This window comes from Flavobacterium psychrophilum (assembly GCA_001708385.1).
Lineage (GTDB): Bacteria > Bacteroidota > Bacteroidia > Flavobacteriales > Flavobacteriaceae > Flavobacterium > Flavobacterium psychrophilum_A.
In genome coordinates this window covers 771,596-788,272 of record CP012388.1, presented here as the reverse complement: position 1 = coordinate 788,272, position 16,677 = coordinate 771,596, and the positions used below count along the sequence as shown (strand labels likewise).

Genomic DNA, 16,677 nt, shown 5'->3' with positions numbered 1-16,677 from the left:
TTATCGGGATCTCCGGTAAGTATAGCCGAAAAAGCTTTGTTATATTCTATCTGTCCGGTAAGCAGGTCTATTCTAAATAAACCAACTCCGGCATTTTTAAGTATAAGGTCGTTAAGCTCGTTGGCCTTCGCAATTTCTCTTTTAGAAGTGATACTTTCTGTAATATCCTGAAGTGTACCGTTTAAGCGGTATGCAATTTTATATTCGTTGAATTGCGCACGTCCTTTAGCTCTTACAATACGCTCCGTTTTTGTTACCGGATGCACAATTGTATATTCGGTATCATACAATCCACCCGATTCATACTGAAGGCTGTAAGCGATGGCTTCTTCAACACGGCTACGGTCTTTAAGTGCAATAACAGATGTAGCATGGCCTAACGGAATATGTTCATCAGGTCTAAGCCCGAACCACTCCTTAAGTCTTGCATTACCTGTAAACAATCCAGTTAATGGATTCAGGTCAAAAGTGCCAAGTTCGGTAGCTTCAATAGCAAATTCAAGTTCTTTCTTGCTTTCTGTAAGACTCTTGATAGTTAGAACCTTTTCGGTAGTTTCGTCACATATAACCAATACACCCTGAACAACATTGTTTTCATCCATTACAGGGCTATAGCTAAATGTCCAATATACATCATCAAGCTTTCCGTTACGGTAAATGGGTAAATAAAGGTCCTCGCGCCAAACACTTTCACCTTCGTTTAAAACCTTTTCCATTAGCGGATTTATGGTATTCCATATCTCGGGCCAGCATTTCTCACCATTTTGCCCCAGAGCTTTAGGGTGTTTACCATCATCTCCCATACTTGGTCGATAGGCATCGTTATAAAATTGTATATGATCCGGGCCCCACCATAAAAGCATAGGAAATTTAGACGACAACACCATAGCAACTGTATTGCGAAGACTTTGAGGCCATTGTTCAATTGGGCCCAATGTGGTAGAAGCCCAGTCGTGGTTTCTGGTGCGTTCTGCCATTTCTCCGCCTCCTAAAAAGTATGAGTGTTGTTTAGTAGTGTTCAATAGTTATAGGTGATAAAAGATATTCTTAAAAGTACAGATTAATTGTTATTACGGAATCAGATAAAAAAAGATCCCGAAAAAATGCAGGGCGCTGCCGCCAAGTACAAACAAATGCCAGATGGTATGGTTATAAGGTATTTTCTCTTTAGCATAAAAATAAATACCAAACGTATAACACAACCCGCCTCCTAGTAAAAAGTATAATGCACCCGCAGCTACATTTTCAATAAGCGGTTTTATGGCGATTATAATAAGCCATCCCATTAAAGCATATAGGGATAATGATAGTTTCTCGGACCTTCTCAAAGGCGAAAATTTGAATATAAAGCCCAATATAGCAAACGCCCAGATGAATCCGAAGATACTCCAGCCCCAAACGCCTTTAAGCCCTAAAAGGGCAATAGGGGTATAGGTACCTGCAATAAGAACATAAATACAAAGATGATCTACCTTCTGGAAAAAGCGTTTCCACTTTAGCTTATAAGCTGCGTGATAGATTGTTGAAGCAGAATACAGCAGTACGAGGCTTACACCAAACACTAGCGAAGCCGCCAAGTGCATGGCGGTACCTTTAAATGCCGAAAACACAGCCAGTACTATTAATGCTGCTACAGAAAGCAATGCACCGGTACCGTGTGTGATAACATTCCACAATTCTTCACTTTTCCTGTTTTTCTTTGGCATAATGATAGTTAACTTCTAACAAAGGTAAGCTTTAGTCTTTTTAACAATATTATAGAAATTATAATATTTTGTTACAATCTACGAAACTTTAAAAAATACATCACATTTAAAATAGTGATGCGTATTTTTGATATTTACTGAATAAATATGAAATATAACACACTGCATAAAGCGGGATTTAATGTGAGCGAAGTCAGTTTTGGCTGCATGTCGCTTAAAAGTTCTGCGACAGATAATGAGGCTATAATTAATAAAGCAATAGATGGGGGAATTACCCTTTTTGACACAGCGGACCTATATGAAAAAGGAGAGAACGAAAAACTTTTAGGCAATGCTATAAAAGGGAAGCGTAAGGATATTTTTATCTCGACCAAAGTGGGAAACCGCTGGAAAGAAGATGGCTCGGGCTGGGAATGGTATCCGCGTAAAGAGTACATTCTTAAAGCGGTGGATGCCAGCCTTAAAAGATTACAGACAGATTATATAGACCTATACCTTTTACATGGCGGCACTATGGATGACCCCATGGATGAAAGCATTGAAGCTTTTGAGCGGCTAGTGGATATGGGTAAGATAAGGAGTTACGGCTTGTCATCTATCCGCCCGAATGTTATAAGGGAATTTGTTAGCCGTTCTAACATTGCAGCTATTATGACGCAGTATAGTTTTTTAGACCGCAGGCCTGAAGAAGAAACGTTAAACCTGCTCCATGAAAACAAGATTGGTGTACTGGCACGTGGCAGCATGGCAAGCGGATTGCTGATAGATAAACCGGCTACCGATTACCTTGACCTTAAGTCTTCTGAAGTAGAGAAAATTGTAAAGGAGCTGAAACATCATCTGCCGGAAGGCAAAACAGCCGCCGGGGCTGCAGTGCGATATGTTATAGACAACCCTGCAGTTACAACAGCCGTCGCCGGAATTCGTACGATGCCGCAACTTGAAGATGCATTGTCTTCGGCGAATGCCACAGCCTTAAATGTGGAAGAGTGGAAGCAATTACAAGGTCTTTGGTCAGGAAATGTCTATAAAGAGCACAGGTAAATACCGGTTAAGATCGTTAAAAAATTGTATGTATATTTAATCCCTCCAAAGAGAGAGAACATACAATATGGAAAACGTTACAATTATAATAATGATGATGTTTGGCATTGCCTTTCTGGGCTTGCTGAGTAATAGATATAACTTCCCTTTCCCCATAGTTTTAGTAATATGTGGCGTACTTATAAGTATAATTCCGGGGCTTCCTGTAATAGCCTTGAGTCCGGATATAGTATTCATTATATTCCTGCCTCCGTTATTGTACCATGCGGCATGGCATACCAGTTGGCACGATTTTAAAGGAGCGTTACGGCCAATAACATTGGCAGCTGTCGGTTTGGTATTATTCACCACAATTGCTGTTGCTGTTGTAGCCCACGAACTGATAGACGACATCAGCTGGCCGCTTGCGTTTTTAATAGGTGCTATTGTTTCACCACCGGATGCTGTCGCGGCAACATCTGTTACTAAAGGATTAGGGCTTAATCCGCGATTGCTTACCATACTGGACGGCGAAAGCCTTGTTAATGATGCCAGCGGACTTGTAGCTTACAAATATGCTCTTGCGGCAGTAATGGCCGGCAATTTTGTGCTTTGGCAGGCCGGGCTAAACTTTTTTGTAGTGGCATCTGCGGGTGTTGCTATTGGCCTTGGCCTGGGATATATTATGTACCTGATTCATAAGAATTTTGTGTGTGACCCAATTATAGAGGTTACCCTGACATTTCTTACGCCATTTGCGGCATACTTATTGGCAGAGCATTTCCATTTTTCAGGTGTGCTTGCAGTAGTGTCTACAGGTTTGTATTTGTCGTACAGGTCGTCAGAGATATTCTCGCACCAAAGCCGGGTAATGACGGTTACTGTTTGGGATGTAGTAGCCTATATACTTAACGGACTTATATTTATCCTAATTGGCCTTCAGCTGCGTGTTATAATGGAAGGTATTGGCGGATATTCTACAGGGTCGTTACTGCTTTGGGGCGGTATTGTTAGCTTTGTGGTTATCATTGTCCGTTTTTTATGGGTGGTTCCGGCTACGATGCTGCCACGTTATTTCAGTAAAAGAATACGCACTACAGAAGCTTTTGACAAACGAAACCTAGTAGTATTCGGATGGGCAGGTATGCGGGGCGTGGTATCTATGGCTGCGGCACTGGCCATACCTTTAACATTACCGGATGGAACCGACTTTCCGCACCGAAACCTGATTATCTACCTTGTTTTCTGTGTGATACTTTCAACACTGGTAATACTTGGGCTAACACTGCCGTGGATCATTAAAAAACTAAAAATAGAACCGTATTCTATTTATGCGGAGGAATATGAGGTGCGAAACAAAATCGTGTCTGAAACGATAGCGCATATAGAATCTACCTACGCATTATTGCAGGATGAGCTTTTAAATAACATTAAAAGCAAGTACGAGGTTAAATTTAACCGACTGCAAAAAACGGAACTTCCATCACACTATTTTGGTAATGGCGAGCTATTGTCTACCAATATCTTTAACGAATACACCCAATTACAAATTGACCTTTTGAATGTGGAGCGTAGGAAAATAGGCGAACTGCATAAAGAAGGTAGGGTAAACGAAGACATACTCCGCAAAATAGAACGCGAACTCGATCTCGAAGAAACAAGGCTGAATATGGATATGTATGAGGGGTAGCGATTAATAACATGAATTATTAATTTGTGCTTTCATAATAAGAATGATGTATCTCATTCGTCATATTTAACTAAAAATTATTCCTCCTTTTTGTTGAAGCAGTTTAATTATATAATAATTTTATAGGCTATGGAAACAAATAACAAAAAAGGCTTTGTATTCAGGCAATACGAAGCTCCAAATGTGTCTCCGTTTGATAAACTCTTCGAAATTTTTACCGAACTGATAACCCATACATCAGGCGATCTGGATGAAGCATTAGACTGGCTTAGGGAACTGGATAAAGAATATAAGCTTACCGACGCAAACTATACCATAGACCACTTTATTGAAGACCTTAAGAAAAAAGGCTATATAAAAGATGAGGTTAAAGACGATGGTACCGGCGGGTTAAAGATTACGGCAAAAACCGAAAGGTCGATCAGGCAGCAGGCACTGAACCAGATTTTTGGAAACTTAAAACGAAGCGGCTCAGGAAACCACAGGACTAAACATGCCGGCAGCGGCGATGAGCATACCGGAGAATTCAGGGAATACCATTTTGGTGACGGCCTGGACAGGATCTCGCTTACCGAAAGCCTTAAAAACGCTCAGGTAAATAATGGTGTAGAAAGCTTTATGCTTACAGAGAATGACCTGGTTGTAGAAGACTCCCATCATAAATCGCAAATGAGTACAGTGCTGATGATAGATATTAGCCACAGTATGATCTTGTATGGTGAAGACAGGATAACTCCTGCAAAAAAGGTAGCGATGGCATTGGCTGAGCTGATAACTACACGTTACCCTAAAGATACGCTTGATATATTAGTCTTTGGTAACGATGCATGGCCTATAGCTATTAAAGATTTGCCATACCTACAGGTGGGGCCATTTCACACCAATACGGTGGCGGGGCTTCAACTGGCGATGGATTTGCTCCGCAGGAAACGAAATACCAATAAGCAAATCTTTATGATTACCGATGGTAAGCCAAGCTGTATTAAAGAGAAAGACGGAAGTTACTACATGAACAGTAACGGGCTTGATGAGTATATTGTTGACCAGTGTTACAACATGGCGCAACAGGCACGAAAACTGCACATACCTATTACTACGTTTATGATTGCAAGCGACCCTTACTTACAAAAATTTGTAAACCGATTTACAGAGGCAAATCAGGGGAAGGCTTTTTACACAGGACTTAAAGGGTTGGGCGAAATGATTTTTGAAGATTACGAGACCAACAGGAAAAAACGAGTTAAATAAGAATTTACAGAAGGAACGATGGATATACAGAATATAAAAACGCTGGGTGAACTGAAAAAAGCGGGATACCAGAGCAAAAGCATAAAAGACGAATTACGAAATAACTTAAGAACGAAAATAAGCAAAGGCGAAACGGTTTTTGAAGGTGTATGGGGGTTTGAAAACACCGTAATACCGGAACTGGAACGCGCTATTTTATCACGCCATAACATAAACCTTCTGGGATTAAGAGGCCAGGCAAAAACAAGGCTTGCGAGGCTAATGGTTAACCTTCTTGATGAATACATTCCGTTTGTGGAAGGCTCAGAAATTAACGACGATCCGTTAGCGCCAATATCGCGTTATGCAAAAGATATTCTTGCAGAGAAAGGCGATGCTACACCTATAAGCTGGCTGCACAGAAGCGAACGCTTTTATGAAAAACTGGCTACGCCCGATGTTACAGTAGCCGACCTTATCGGAGATATTGACCCTATTAAGGCAGCTAACCTTAAACTATCGTATGCCGATGACAGGGTAATTCACTTTGGTATGATACCACGCGCTAACCGTTGCATATTTGTAATTAATGAACTGCCCGATCTTCAGGCAAGAATACAGGTAGCGTTATTCAATATACTACAGGAAGGTGATATCCAGATACGTGGCTTTAAAGTAAGGATGAACCTTGACCTTCAGTTTATATTCACTGCTAACCCCGAAGATTATACCAACAGGGGAAGTATAGTTACACCTCTGAAAGACCGTATCGGATCACAGATACTTACACACTACCCTGAAACGGTTAAAATAGCAAGGACTATTACCGAGCAGGAAGCTAACCTTGACGGTCGCCAGAGCGACTTTATCTATGTGCCTTCGCTGGCAAAAGACTTGTTGGAGCAAATAAGCTTTGAAGCCCGTGAAAGCGAATTTATAGATTATAAGAGTGGCGTGAGTGCGAGGATGAGCATAACAGCATTTGAAAATCTGTTGAGTACCGCCGAAAGAAGGGCATTACGCGCAGGTGATGACAATACTACTGTAAGGCTTTCTGACTTTATGGGGGTTATTCCTGCTATTACCGGTAAGGTAGAGCTGGTTTATGAAGGAGAGCAGGAGGGAGCAGCCGTTGTTGCCGAACATTTATTGAGTGAAGCAGTAAAAACATTGTTCCCCGATTTCTTCCCTAAAATAGAAAAGCTGGAACGCCAAAACGAAAAAGGTCCTTACCAGGAAGTTATTGACTGGTTCTTTAACGAAAGTGGTTTCGACCTTGCTGATGATGCATCTGATGCTGAATACAGAAAACAACTGGATTCAATCATTCCGTTGAAACAGTTAGTTCAACAATACCAGCCGGATGCTGCTAAAGAAGACCAGTACTTCTTAAAAGAATTTATCCTTTGGGGATTATCAGAATTCAAGAAACTGAGCAAAGACCGCTATACCGAAGGGTATCAGTTTAAAGATCTTTATGGAAGTTACATCAGTAAGAATTTATAAGAATCACATATCAGAAGAAAGCCCGCTCATTGAGCGGGCTTTCTTTATTCAAAACAGGTAATTCTACGTACTATAGCATTCAATTGATTTTTTATTTTGCATCATAATTATAAAAAAGAGATTATGCCAAAATATGGAACCCCCGGTGTGTATATCGAAGAGAAGAATGCTTTTCCAAACTCAATTGTTGAGGCCGCAACCGCTATACCTGTTTTTGTTGGATATACTGAATTTGCTCTGGATAATTCCGGTTCAATCATTAACACTCCTCTACGTATCAACTCGATGGCAGATTTTGTTAAACATTTTGGGCTTGCACCTAAGGCCTCCTTTAAATTTAAGCCTACCGATAATTCCGGCTTTAGCCTTTCGCGTATTGATAATTACAACTTTTACAATGCAGTCAGATTTTTCTTTAGCAATGGAGGTGGACCGTGTTACATAATTTCTGTGGGTAATTATTCGGAAGATATTACAAAACAAAGATTATCTGCCGGAATTAGTGCTGCCTCAAAAGCGGATGAAGCAACAATGCTTATTATTCCCGAGGCGGTTAACCTTAAAAAGGCAGATGACTGTTATGTAATTCAGCAGCAAATGTTGAAACACTGTAGTGAATTACAAAACAGGATAGCGATACTTGATATCTATGATGGATATAAAAAACGTAGTAACGATGAAAATGACATAGTAACTGTGTTTAGAGAAAGAATAGGAAGTAACAGTCTTTCATACGGAGCTTCATACTATCCGTGGGTAAATACAACTATTGTTTCAAATAGTGAAGTGGATTTTTCAAATATTACGGAAGGTCTTGAAGATTTTAGAAAAATACTCATCGCAGAGAATCCTAAATTAAAAACTGAAACCGATAAAATTGTAAAGGATGTTAGTCACGACGAGCTTTTGGCAGTTGATAAATTATTTAAAAGCCAAAGTAAATTGTACAACGATATTATGGCGGAAATAAGGAGGCAATTAAATATCCTTCCACCGTCCTCAGCCATGGGCGGTGTATATACAATGATGGATAACACGAGAGGAGTATGGAAAGCACCTGCCAATGTTACCCTCAGTAACGTTACAAATTCTGTTGTTACTATTTCTGATTCAGATCAGGAGGATCTTAATGTGCCATTAAATGGGATGGCTGTAAATGCGTTGCGTAATTTTCCAGGAGAGGGTACTTTGGTTTGGGGTGCGCGCACCCTTGATGGGAATTCTCAGGACTGGAGATACGTAAATGTGCGCCGTACAGTTATAATGATAGAAGAATCTATTAAAAATATTGCTAAGGTATTTGTTTTTGAACAGAACGATCAAAATACATGGTCTGCATTGAAAAGTATGATAAATAATTTTCTGCTAAGCCTCTGGAAGCGTGGTAGCCTTGTTGGTTCATCGCCTGATGATTCATTTAGTGTGAGGGTTGGATTAATCGAGACAATGACAAACGAAGATATTTTGAATGGAATCTTACGTATAAGTGTTTTGGTTGCTCCCGTACGCCCTGCAGAATTTGTGCAAATATCAATTGTACAACAACTACAGAAAGCTAATTAAAAAATATAAATAAAATGGATATTTCCCCAAATAACAATTGGAGTGATCTGGTAAGTTTTGCTATTTACAGCAATGGCGTACAGATAAATAATAGCATACAGGTAACTGGTATTCATGTTAATCATGAAGTTAATACAATAGGAAGAGCCCTGATAACTTTAGCCCCTTCTGAGGCTATGGAAAATTTGTTTGAGCTTGAACATGCGGATTTTGCTGAAGGCAACAGTATAAGAATAGAATGTGGTTACGATAACAGTAACGCTGTAGTGTTTCATGGATTTGTACATACACAGGAGTTAGTAATGGCAAGTGGAGATCAGTTAAGACTGAAGGTAAGTTGCGTAACTAGTGATAAAAATGCTTATGATGCAAATCCTGCTACATCATCGCAGCCTGTTCTAAAAGTAACATATCCCGATAATGTAATAGCGTTCAATGCAAAACTAAATACAGATCAAGCTACCATAGTTAAGTGGGGTACTTTGTTAGGAGAAGTTTCATTTCAGGGGAGTGCTATAGCTACGCCTGACACGACTATAGAAATTGACGGGTTCTCAAAAAGAGTTAATGGCTTATCTTATGTAAGCAGTGTAGAGCATATCATAGAAAATGGCAACTGGATTACTACAGTAAGTGTCGGTTACGACGAACAGAAGTATAATGATAGTGTTGCTTTCAAATCTGTCAGCGCTAATGAAGTGAAAATAACGTCTGATGAAACCAAAAGAGTTGTAACCCTTGAAACCGTGGCTGGTAACAAAATAGAGTTAAGCGATGACCTGAGATCGGTTAAATTATCAGATCAGCATAATAATAGGATTGAAATGTCAGGCGATGGTATTTCAATAGAATCTTCCGGTAACCTAACATTTAAGGCTGCAACGGGTATAAATATTGCTGCCAATAGCGATATTAACATAAGCTCAGTGACTGGCGTAAAATTAAAAGCTGCACTAATACAAGCTATAGCAGATATGTCTTTTGTAGCTAAAGGCGGAACACAGGCGGAGCTTTCCTCGGGCTTGCAAACTACGGTAAAAGGAGCAATGGTAACGATCAATTAATAAAAAAAAAATAAGTATGCCACCAGCAGCAAGAATAACAGATTTTCATCAGTGCCCTATGTCAACACCGGGAGTTGTACCAATTCCTCATGTAGGAGGGCCAATAGTGGGACCGGGAGTACCTACAGTTTTAATAGCGCAAATGCCAGCAGCCGTCGTGGGAGATATATGTGTCTGTGTGGGATCGCCTGATAGTATAGTAAAAGGATCTTCAACTGTAATGATAGGAGGGAAACCTGCAGCCAGAATGGGTGATCCGACAGCACATGGCGGCTCAATAGTATTGGGAGCATTTACTGTAATGATTGGAGGATAAACTATATCGTTTCTATAGCCATTATTTTTTCTTCAAACACCTCTTTACAATCTGACTTACTTTTAATACGCGTTTTATAAGTATATATTGTAGAAACAGAAAGCTCTAAAAAGTCGGCTACCTGATTACTATCCTGTATACCTAATCGGTAAAGGGCAAAGATTCGTAATTCGGTATTAAGCAGTTCACCCTTTTTAACAATAGTTCTATTGTCGGGAGGAAAAAGAGCATTAAAATCGGCAATAAAAGAAGGAAACAATCTAAGGAAGATCTCATCAAACTGATGAAAGAGGTCTTCCCTTTCTTTTTTTACATTATAGCGTTTAAGGCTTGTAATAACTTCGTCGGTCTTTTTGGCTATTATTTTTTGTATAGTACTCTTTTGGATATTGTCTATTTTATTAATAAACTCAGAAGTAACTCTTATAAAGTAAGCGATATATTCTTCTTTAATAGTATTGGCTTCGCTCAGGCTTTTGTTCATCTGCTGCAATTTATCATACGATGCTGCCATAGCCTTTCGGGAAGCATTTCGTGCCTTTAGCTGCTTGAATATGATAATAAGGAACAGTATAATGATTAGAGCTAAAATGGTAAGCAGTATAACTATCTTTTCAAGCAGATCATTTTTATCATTTACTTTATTTAGCTGTGCTTTTTCGATGATGGGGAGTATGGAAGATATCTCTATCTTTCTGTGTCTTGCATCATAGAAGGTAGCATCATCCATAGCGAGGTTGATGTAATGGTTGGCCTTTTCTAGATACCCCATTTTAAAAAGCTCGTTGGCAAGATTGCGTAAGGCAACGGTTTCTTTGGTAGCATTCTTAACATCGGCAATTGCCGCTAAAGCAAGGTAGTATACGGCTTTATCGGTTTGCCCTTTTTCAGAGTAAATATAACCAAGGCTGGATGTGGCAATGCCGTAGTATTCTGCCGGTAGTTTAAAGTTATTGACCCAATAGCTAAAAGCATCTTCGGCACCTTTCCAGTCCTGTTGCTTAAGGCGTTTAAGGCTTTCTGCAGCCCAGTAATCATTTGTATTTGGTTTAATGAGAGATATTGCTATTTCCAGTAAATGATTCCCCTGCTGAATATAGTTAATGTTATAGCGCTGATCTTTTGTGTAGTCGGCAAGGTCATAGTAAGCACGTGCCTTAACCGAATAAAACTCGTATTTATTAGCGATATCAAGTTTGGATATATCTACACTATCGAGTGTATCAATAGCTTCTTTAAACAAGCCCGATGAAAGCAAAACAAACCCTTCCTTTATTTTAGTTTTAGAAAGCAATTTTCCATCTTTTAGAACATGTGCCCTTGACTTTGCAGACTCCAGATAATAATATGCCGAATCGTATTTGAAGGACTTATATTCTTCAAACAGGCGCATATAATCATGATATAAATTTATATTGTCGTTACTAAGCGTATACTTATGCACATTCTTTTTAAGTTCTCTGATGCGGGCATATTTTTGCTTGGTATAAACGTCTTTTTTTAAGATAGCCTTATCCAGACTGTCCAGTATTGGGTCAATCTCAATAGCAAAAGCACTGAAGGATAAGACGGATAATAATAAAAGATATATGGTACGCATGACTATAAGTTTGAAGCCCTTATTATCATTGGATTTGTGATAATCAAGGTGATTTCTTTAACAGAATTTTTAAAGATGCTAAATATAGGTCAAAATATTGCAATTCGATAATAAAATAATAGCATACGTGAACAATCCTAAAATTTTAGTTCTATTAATTTTCATATCGCTATTTATTTAGCCTTTAAAACTCAAAAATGACTCTCAATTCTATCTTGATTTTTTTAAAACACAATTGTCGTCAATTAATTGTTTATTAGATTATTAAGTGTAATTATATCGTTATAGTATCTTGATTTTTGCTTTATGTTTTTTTTAAGAGGATTTTAACAGGTAGCTTCGTCCTAACTTTTAAGAACAAACAAATTTAACCTAACAAAAAACAAAAACATTTATGAGAGTTAAAATTATCTATTTGTTAGCCGTCTTTAGTTTGCTTGCAGTAAGCTGCAACGAAATGGATGATGGCAACCATGTGGACCCGATTTCGCTTCACGAAAAAGTTACAGGCGAATGGGGACTAATGAGCCTGAAGATGGTAGACGAGATTGCAAAATCGAACAAGCTTGAACCATCTGAACAGACTTTAAGTACTTTATTCAACTATGACGATTTCAGGATTAAGTTTAATGTAGACGGAAGTAACAACCCAACAAGTTACGAGGTTACAGGAAACGTTCCTCCTTTATTTGCACTTAACGGTTTTTGGAAATTAAGTTCAGATTTCCAGACTACAACAGGTGAAGCAGTTCGAATCTATTTGTACAGCGATGCACAGAAAACCCAAAAGACAGATGAGTTACGACTTACATCTGTACCGGGCAGCAATGAAGAAATGGAACTTCAGTTAGTAAGATCATCGGGAGGTACTCCTTATGTGTCTTATGCATTTAAACTAAACGCAATCAATTAATCTAAAAGAGTATGAAAAAATTAATACATATAGTATTACTTGCCTTTATAATGCTTCCTGCTCTTGTTAAGGCACAGGAAAACGTGGGTACTCCGGCTAAAATATGGTCGTACCCTGTTGTATATAAGTACGACGAACAGGTAACCTGGTTTTTTGACCTTTCCACTACAACGTTTGCGGAAACTGAAGACGTGTATTTATGGATATGGTCACCATCTGAACCGGATGCAGGAAATTTTGAAAATTCATCAGAATTTGCAAAATTAACCTATGTAGGTAACAAAGTATGGAGCTTTACGTTAACGCCTACAGTATACTTTTCAAGAACGCCGCAGGAAATTAAAGACAGTGCAGGCTTCTGGTGCAGGCTGAAAAATAAAACGGGCACAAGACAAAGCGAGGTTTCAAGTGTAACATATACACCGTTTGACGATTTTGCTACATCGGGAGAACTGGTAAGGGCATACCCACCAAAACCAACGTTAGACGGAGGCTTAAGTATATTATTTAACGCTAACAATGCAGAAGGTTTTGAAGGTGCAGAAAGTGTACATTTTCATAGTGGCCTTAATAACTGGGATGTTAAAGTAGAATATCAGGCAATTGTGCCCGAAATTGTTGAGAAAACAAAACTAAAGCACCTGGGTGACGGTATCTATAAAATGGATCTTATTCCATCACAATACTATAATACACCTGCAGGTTATGTTATGCAAAACCTTAACTTTTTAATGGTTAAAGATAACTGGGCTAAAACTACTCCAGACCAGGTACTGAATGCTGCCGAATTTATTCCGCCGCCACCTCCAAAATTCATGTTCTTCCCAACTCAGATAAGCAAAAAAGACTTTTTGGGTATTATAAGAACAAACAACGAGACAAACGTAAACAAGCTTGTTTATACTGTTACCGCAGGAAGTAAAGTAATTACCGGAGAATTTTCGGGTACTGTAAGCGAGATAAAAGGCTTTGTTAATCTGGTTTCAGAACTTAACGGTGTGGATGTAACAGAAATTCATGTGGTTGTAAAAGACAATAACGACAGGGTAATTTCAGATTCTATCCTTCCTCTTAAAACGCTGGACTAACAAGTATGATTAACCAAAAATCAATTCTAATGAATAGTAAAAATACAAATACAGCCCCGCAGACTGGAAGGGCTAACCTATCGTTGGTATTCATGATTTTCATGCTTTTGCTTTCGGCAGGAATGTATGCCCAGAACAAAAAGCTGATATCAGGTGTAGTTTACGATAATACAAAAATGCCGTTACCGGGCGTAAACATACTGGAAGCCGGTACAGCCAATGCAGTAAGTACCGATGAAAACGGTAAATATGTTATTGAAGTTAAAGTAGGAGGTACGCTTGTAATTTCCTCAATAGGGTTTACAACTCAAAATGTGGTGGTAGACGCATCTACATCTACACTAAATATTAACCTTGAAGAAAGTGCTATTATGCTGGAAGGTGTAGAGGTAGTTTCTGTAGGTTACGGTACCATGAGAAAGTCTGACCTTACAGGTGCTATATCTTCTGTAAAAGGAGAAGACCTTGTAAAAGGTGTTATTACATCTACAGAGCAGGCATTACAAGGTAAGGTTGCTGGTTTAACGGTAACACAAAGTACCGGTGACCCTGCAAGTGGTGCTACATTACGATTAAGGGGAGGAACATCTTTAACTGCTAGCAACAGCCCCCTAATTGTAGTGGATGGTATTGCAGGAGTTGATATCAATGTGGTTCAGCCTTCGGATATTAAATCAGTAGACGTATTAAAAGATGCATCGGCAACTGCAATATACGGTTCAAGGGGTGCTAATGGTGTTATTATCATTACCACTAAAAACGGAATGAAAAGTACATCTGTAGTGTACAATGGTTTTACAGGTATAAGCGAGGCGTCTAATAATTTAGATTTGCTTTCTGCTGATCAGTGGAGAGGTTATGTACGTGCTAACAACTTAGCTGACGCAGTTGATTACGGTGGAAATACCAACTGGCAAAAAGAATTACAGCAGACAGGTTTTACACAGTCACACAACATTAGCATCGCATCTGGTAGTGAGAACAGCACGCTTCGTGCCTCTTTATTGTACCTTAAAAATGAGGGTGTAATTAAAACTACAAATTTAGAGCGTGTAAGCGCAAATGTGGCGGGTACACAGTATGCAGCCGATAAAGCCCTTAAATTTGATACAGGCTTATTTGCGAATATAGACAAATGGCATCCGCTGGATTACAGGATATTTGAAAGGGCATTTAACCTTAATCCTACAATTCCCGTTAGAGATGCTCAGGGTAACTATACTCAGGTAGGGGGTACGCTTAATGAAAATCCTGTTGAGATAATGAACAACAGGATTGCAGATAACGAAAGACACAGGGTGTTAGGTTACTTTAAAACAGAAGCTAAATTCTTAAACGACTTTACAGCTACAGTAAACCTTTCGTTAGAACATAATGCAATGCAGGGCAACACATACAAGCCAAGCTACGCGATGATGGAAGGAAGAACCGAACGTGGTTATGCCCAAAAAACATACGAAGAATATACCAATGCACAGCTTGAAAGTTACCTTAGCTACAATAAGCTTTTAGGAAAACACAGTATTAATGGCTTGGTAGGTTACTCTTTCTATGAGAATATTTACAAAGGCTTTGGCGCACAAAGAAGTGGTTTTGTAACCGATTTGTTTGGCTATAACAACCTTGGCGCAGGATACAATTACCGTTTAGGTGATGTGTATTCATATCAGGGAAAATCTAACCTTGTTTCATTCTTTGGTAGGGCAAATTATTCTTACGATGGTAAATACATGTTTACCGGAACAGTAAGGAGAGACGGATCGAGCCGTTTTGGTGCTAACAACAAATGGGGTGTATTCCCTTCTGCGTCGGCAGCATGGAAAATTTCAGGCGAAGATTTTATGAGCGGTACATCTAACTGGCTTTCTAACTTAAAACTTAGGGCAGGTTACGGTGTTACCGGTAACCAGGACGGTATTGGCGAGTACAAATCACTTTCTATTTTAGGAGTTGGCCGTGACAGTTACTATGATCCTGCTACAGGTACATGGAGCCTAGCCTATTCGCCAACTCAAAATCCTAACCCGGACCTTAAATGGGAATCTACTAAACAATTAAATATTGGTTTGGATTTTAGCCTTTTCGACAGGATTACTGGATCAATTGAGGTGTATGACAAACAAACGGAAGACCTTTTGTATACATACCAGGTGCCTCAGCCGCCCTACTTAGTAGGTACTATGCTTGCAAACGTAGGTGACCTTTCAAACAAAGGGGTAGAGCTTACGCTGAATGCAAACATCATTAAGAAAGATAGCTTTACATGGGATGCTAACTTTAACTTCGCAAAGAACAAGCAGAAAATTGAGAAACTGTCTAACCAGACTTATAAGACAGATATAATTTATAGCGGATCGCTTCACGGACTTTCGGGTATGTCTAACCAGTTCTCTCAAATCATAAAAGAAGGTTATGCGGTAGGTACTTTCTGGGGACCAACTTCAGAAGGACTTGATGCAGAAGGTAACATCTTAGTATCAGAAGATAGTAAAGCTATTGGTAATGCCCAGCCTGATTTCAGTCTTGGTTTAGGTATGGACTTTACATACAAAAACTTCGATTTTGGTTTTACAGGTTATGGCATGTTCGGTCAGGATATATTAAATGCATCAAACATGATGCTTAACGATCCTAACAGGCTGCCTTCTTACAATGTAACAGACGATTTCTTAGGGAGTGGTATAACATCGTCTCCTAAATTCTCAAGCTACTGGATAGAAGATGGTTCGTTCTTCAGGTTACAAACCGTAACCGTAGGATATACGGTTCCGTTTAAAGATTCAAAATCTAAACTTAGATTGTATGTAACAGGACAAAACCTGGCTGTATTTACAAACTACAGCGGTGTAGATCCTGAGGTGAATATGAGTGGTTTGGATAACCCGGGAATTGACAGGTTTAACAACTATCCGAGGCCAAGGACAATAACGTTCGGACTGAATTTTACTTTGGCTAACTAAGCAATCTGATTAACAATAAAT

At 39.1% G+C, this 16,677-nt stretch carries 12 protein-coding genes; 10 read left to right on the top strand and 2 right to left on the bottom strand.

The genetic code is table 11. The features are described from left to right. Window positions 1-1,070: 1,070 nt before the first annotated feature. Window positions 1,071-1,706 carry a hemolysin III gene (locus ALW18_03305; protein AOE51621.1) on the bottom strand — a complete coding sequence of 212 codons (636 nt, stop codon included), beginning with the start codon at window positions 1,704-1,706 and terminating at the stop codon, window positions 1,071-1,073. A gap of 147 nt (window positions 1,707-1,853) precedes the next feature. Between ALW18_03305 and ALW18_03300 the strand changes: the two genes are divergently transcribed. The 7 genes from ALW18_03300 (at window position 1,854) to ALW18_03270 (ending at window position 10,095) form a co-directional block, all read left to right on the top strand. Further along, window positions 1,854-2,750 carry an oxidoreductase gene (locus tag ALW18_03300; protein AOE51620.1) on the top strand — a complete coding sequence of 299 codons (897 nt, stop codon included), beginning with the start codon at window positions 1,854-1,856 and terminating at the stop codon, window positions 2,748-2,750. Window positions 2,751-2,817: 67 nt separating this feature from the next. Then, a complete protein-coding gene (locus tag ALW18_03295; GenBank protein AOE51619.1) occupies window positions 2,818-4,419 on the top strand; it encodes a sodium:proton antiporter in 1,602 nt (533 codons plus the stop codon). Window positions 4,420-4,548: 129 nt separating this feature from the next. Beyond that, a complete protein-coding gene (locus ALW18_03290) occupies window positions 4,549-5,667 on the top strand; it encodes a hypothetical protein (protein AOE51618.1) in 1,119 nt (372 codons plus the stop codon). Window positions 5,668-5,685: 18 nt separating this feature from the next. Further along, the gene (locus ALW18_03285) at window positions 5,686-7,152 is read left to right on the top strand and encodes a magnesium chelatase (protein AOE51617.1); all 1,467 of its coding nucleotides are present in this window, start codon (window positions 5,686-5,688) and stop codon (window positions 7,150-7,152) included. Between the two features lie 123 nt (window positions 7,153-7,275). Further along, window positions 7,276-8,715, top strand: a complete 1,440-nt coding sequence (locus ALW18_03280) for a hypothetical protein (GenBank protein AOE51616.1) — start codon at window positions 7,276-7,278, stop codon at window positions 8,713-8,715. Window positions 8,716-8,729: 14 nt separating this feature from the next. After that, window positions 8,730-9,779, top strand: coding sequence for a hypothetical protein (locus ALW18_03275; protein ID AOE51615.1), 1,050 nt, complete (start codon window positions 8,730-8,732; stop codon window positions 9,777-9,779). Between the two features lie 16 nt (window positions 9,780-9,795). Next, window positions 9,796-10,095 (top strand): type VI secretion protein, encoded by a 300-nt coding sequence (locus tag ALW18_03270; GenBank protein AOE51614.1) that lies wholly within the window; start codon window positions 9,796-9,798, stop codon window positions 10,093-10,095. A gap of 1 nt (window position 10,096) precedes the next feature. Here ALW18_03270 and ALW18_03265 read toward each other — a convergent pair whose 3' ends face one another. Further along, a complete protein-coding gene (locus tag ALW18_03265) occupies window positions 10,097-11,695 on the bottom strand; it encodes a hypothetical protein (protein ID AOE51613.1) in 1,599 nt (532 codons plus the stop codon). Window positions 11,696-12,089: 394 nt separating this feature from the next. Between ALW18_03265 and ALW18_03260 the strand changes: the two genes are divergently transcribed. From ALW18_03260 to ALW18_03250, 3 genes are read left to right on the top strand one after another with little or no spacing between them, the layout of a single operon-like run. After that, window positions 12,090-12,608, top strand: coding sequence for a hypothetical protein (locus ALW18_03260; GenBank protein ID AOE51612.1), 519 nt, complete (start codon window positions 12,090-12,092; stop codon window positions 12,606-12,608). A gap of 11 nt (window positions 12,609-12,619) precedes the next feature. Further along, the gene (locus ALW18_03255; GenBank protein ID AOE51611.1) at window positions 12,620-13,696 is read left to right on the top strand and encodes a hypothetical protein; all 1,077 of its coding nucleotides are present in this window, start codon (window positions 12,620-12,622) and stop codon (window positions 13,694-13,696) included. 29 nt (window positions 13,697-13,725) lie between these two features. After that, the gene (locus ALW18_03250; protein AOE51610.1) at window positions 13,726-16,656 is read left to right on the top strand and encodes a TonB-dependent receptor; all 2,931 of its coding nucleotides are present in this window, start codon (window positions 13,726-13,728) and stop codon (window positions 16,654-16,656) included. The last annotated feature ends 21 nt before the right edge of the window (window positions 16,657-16,677 follow it).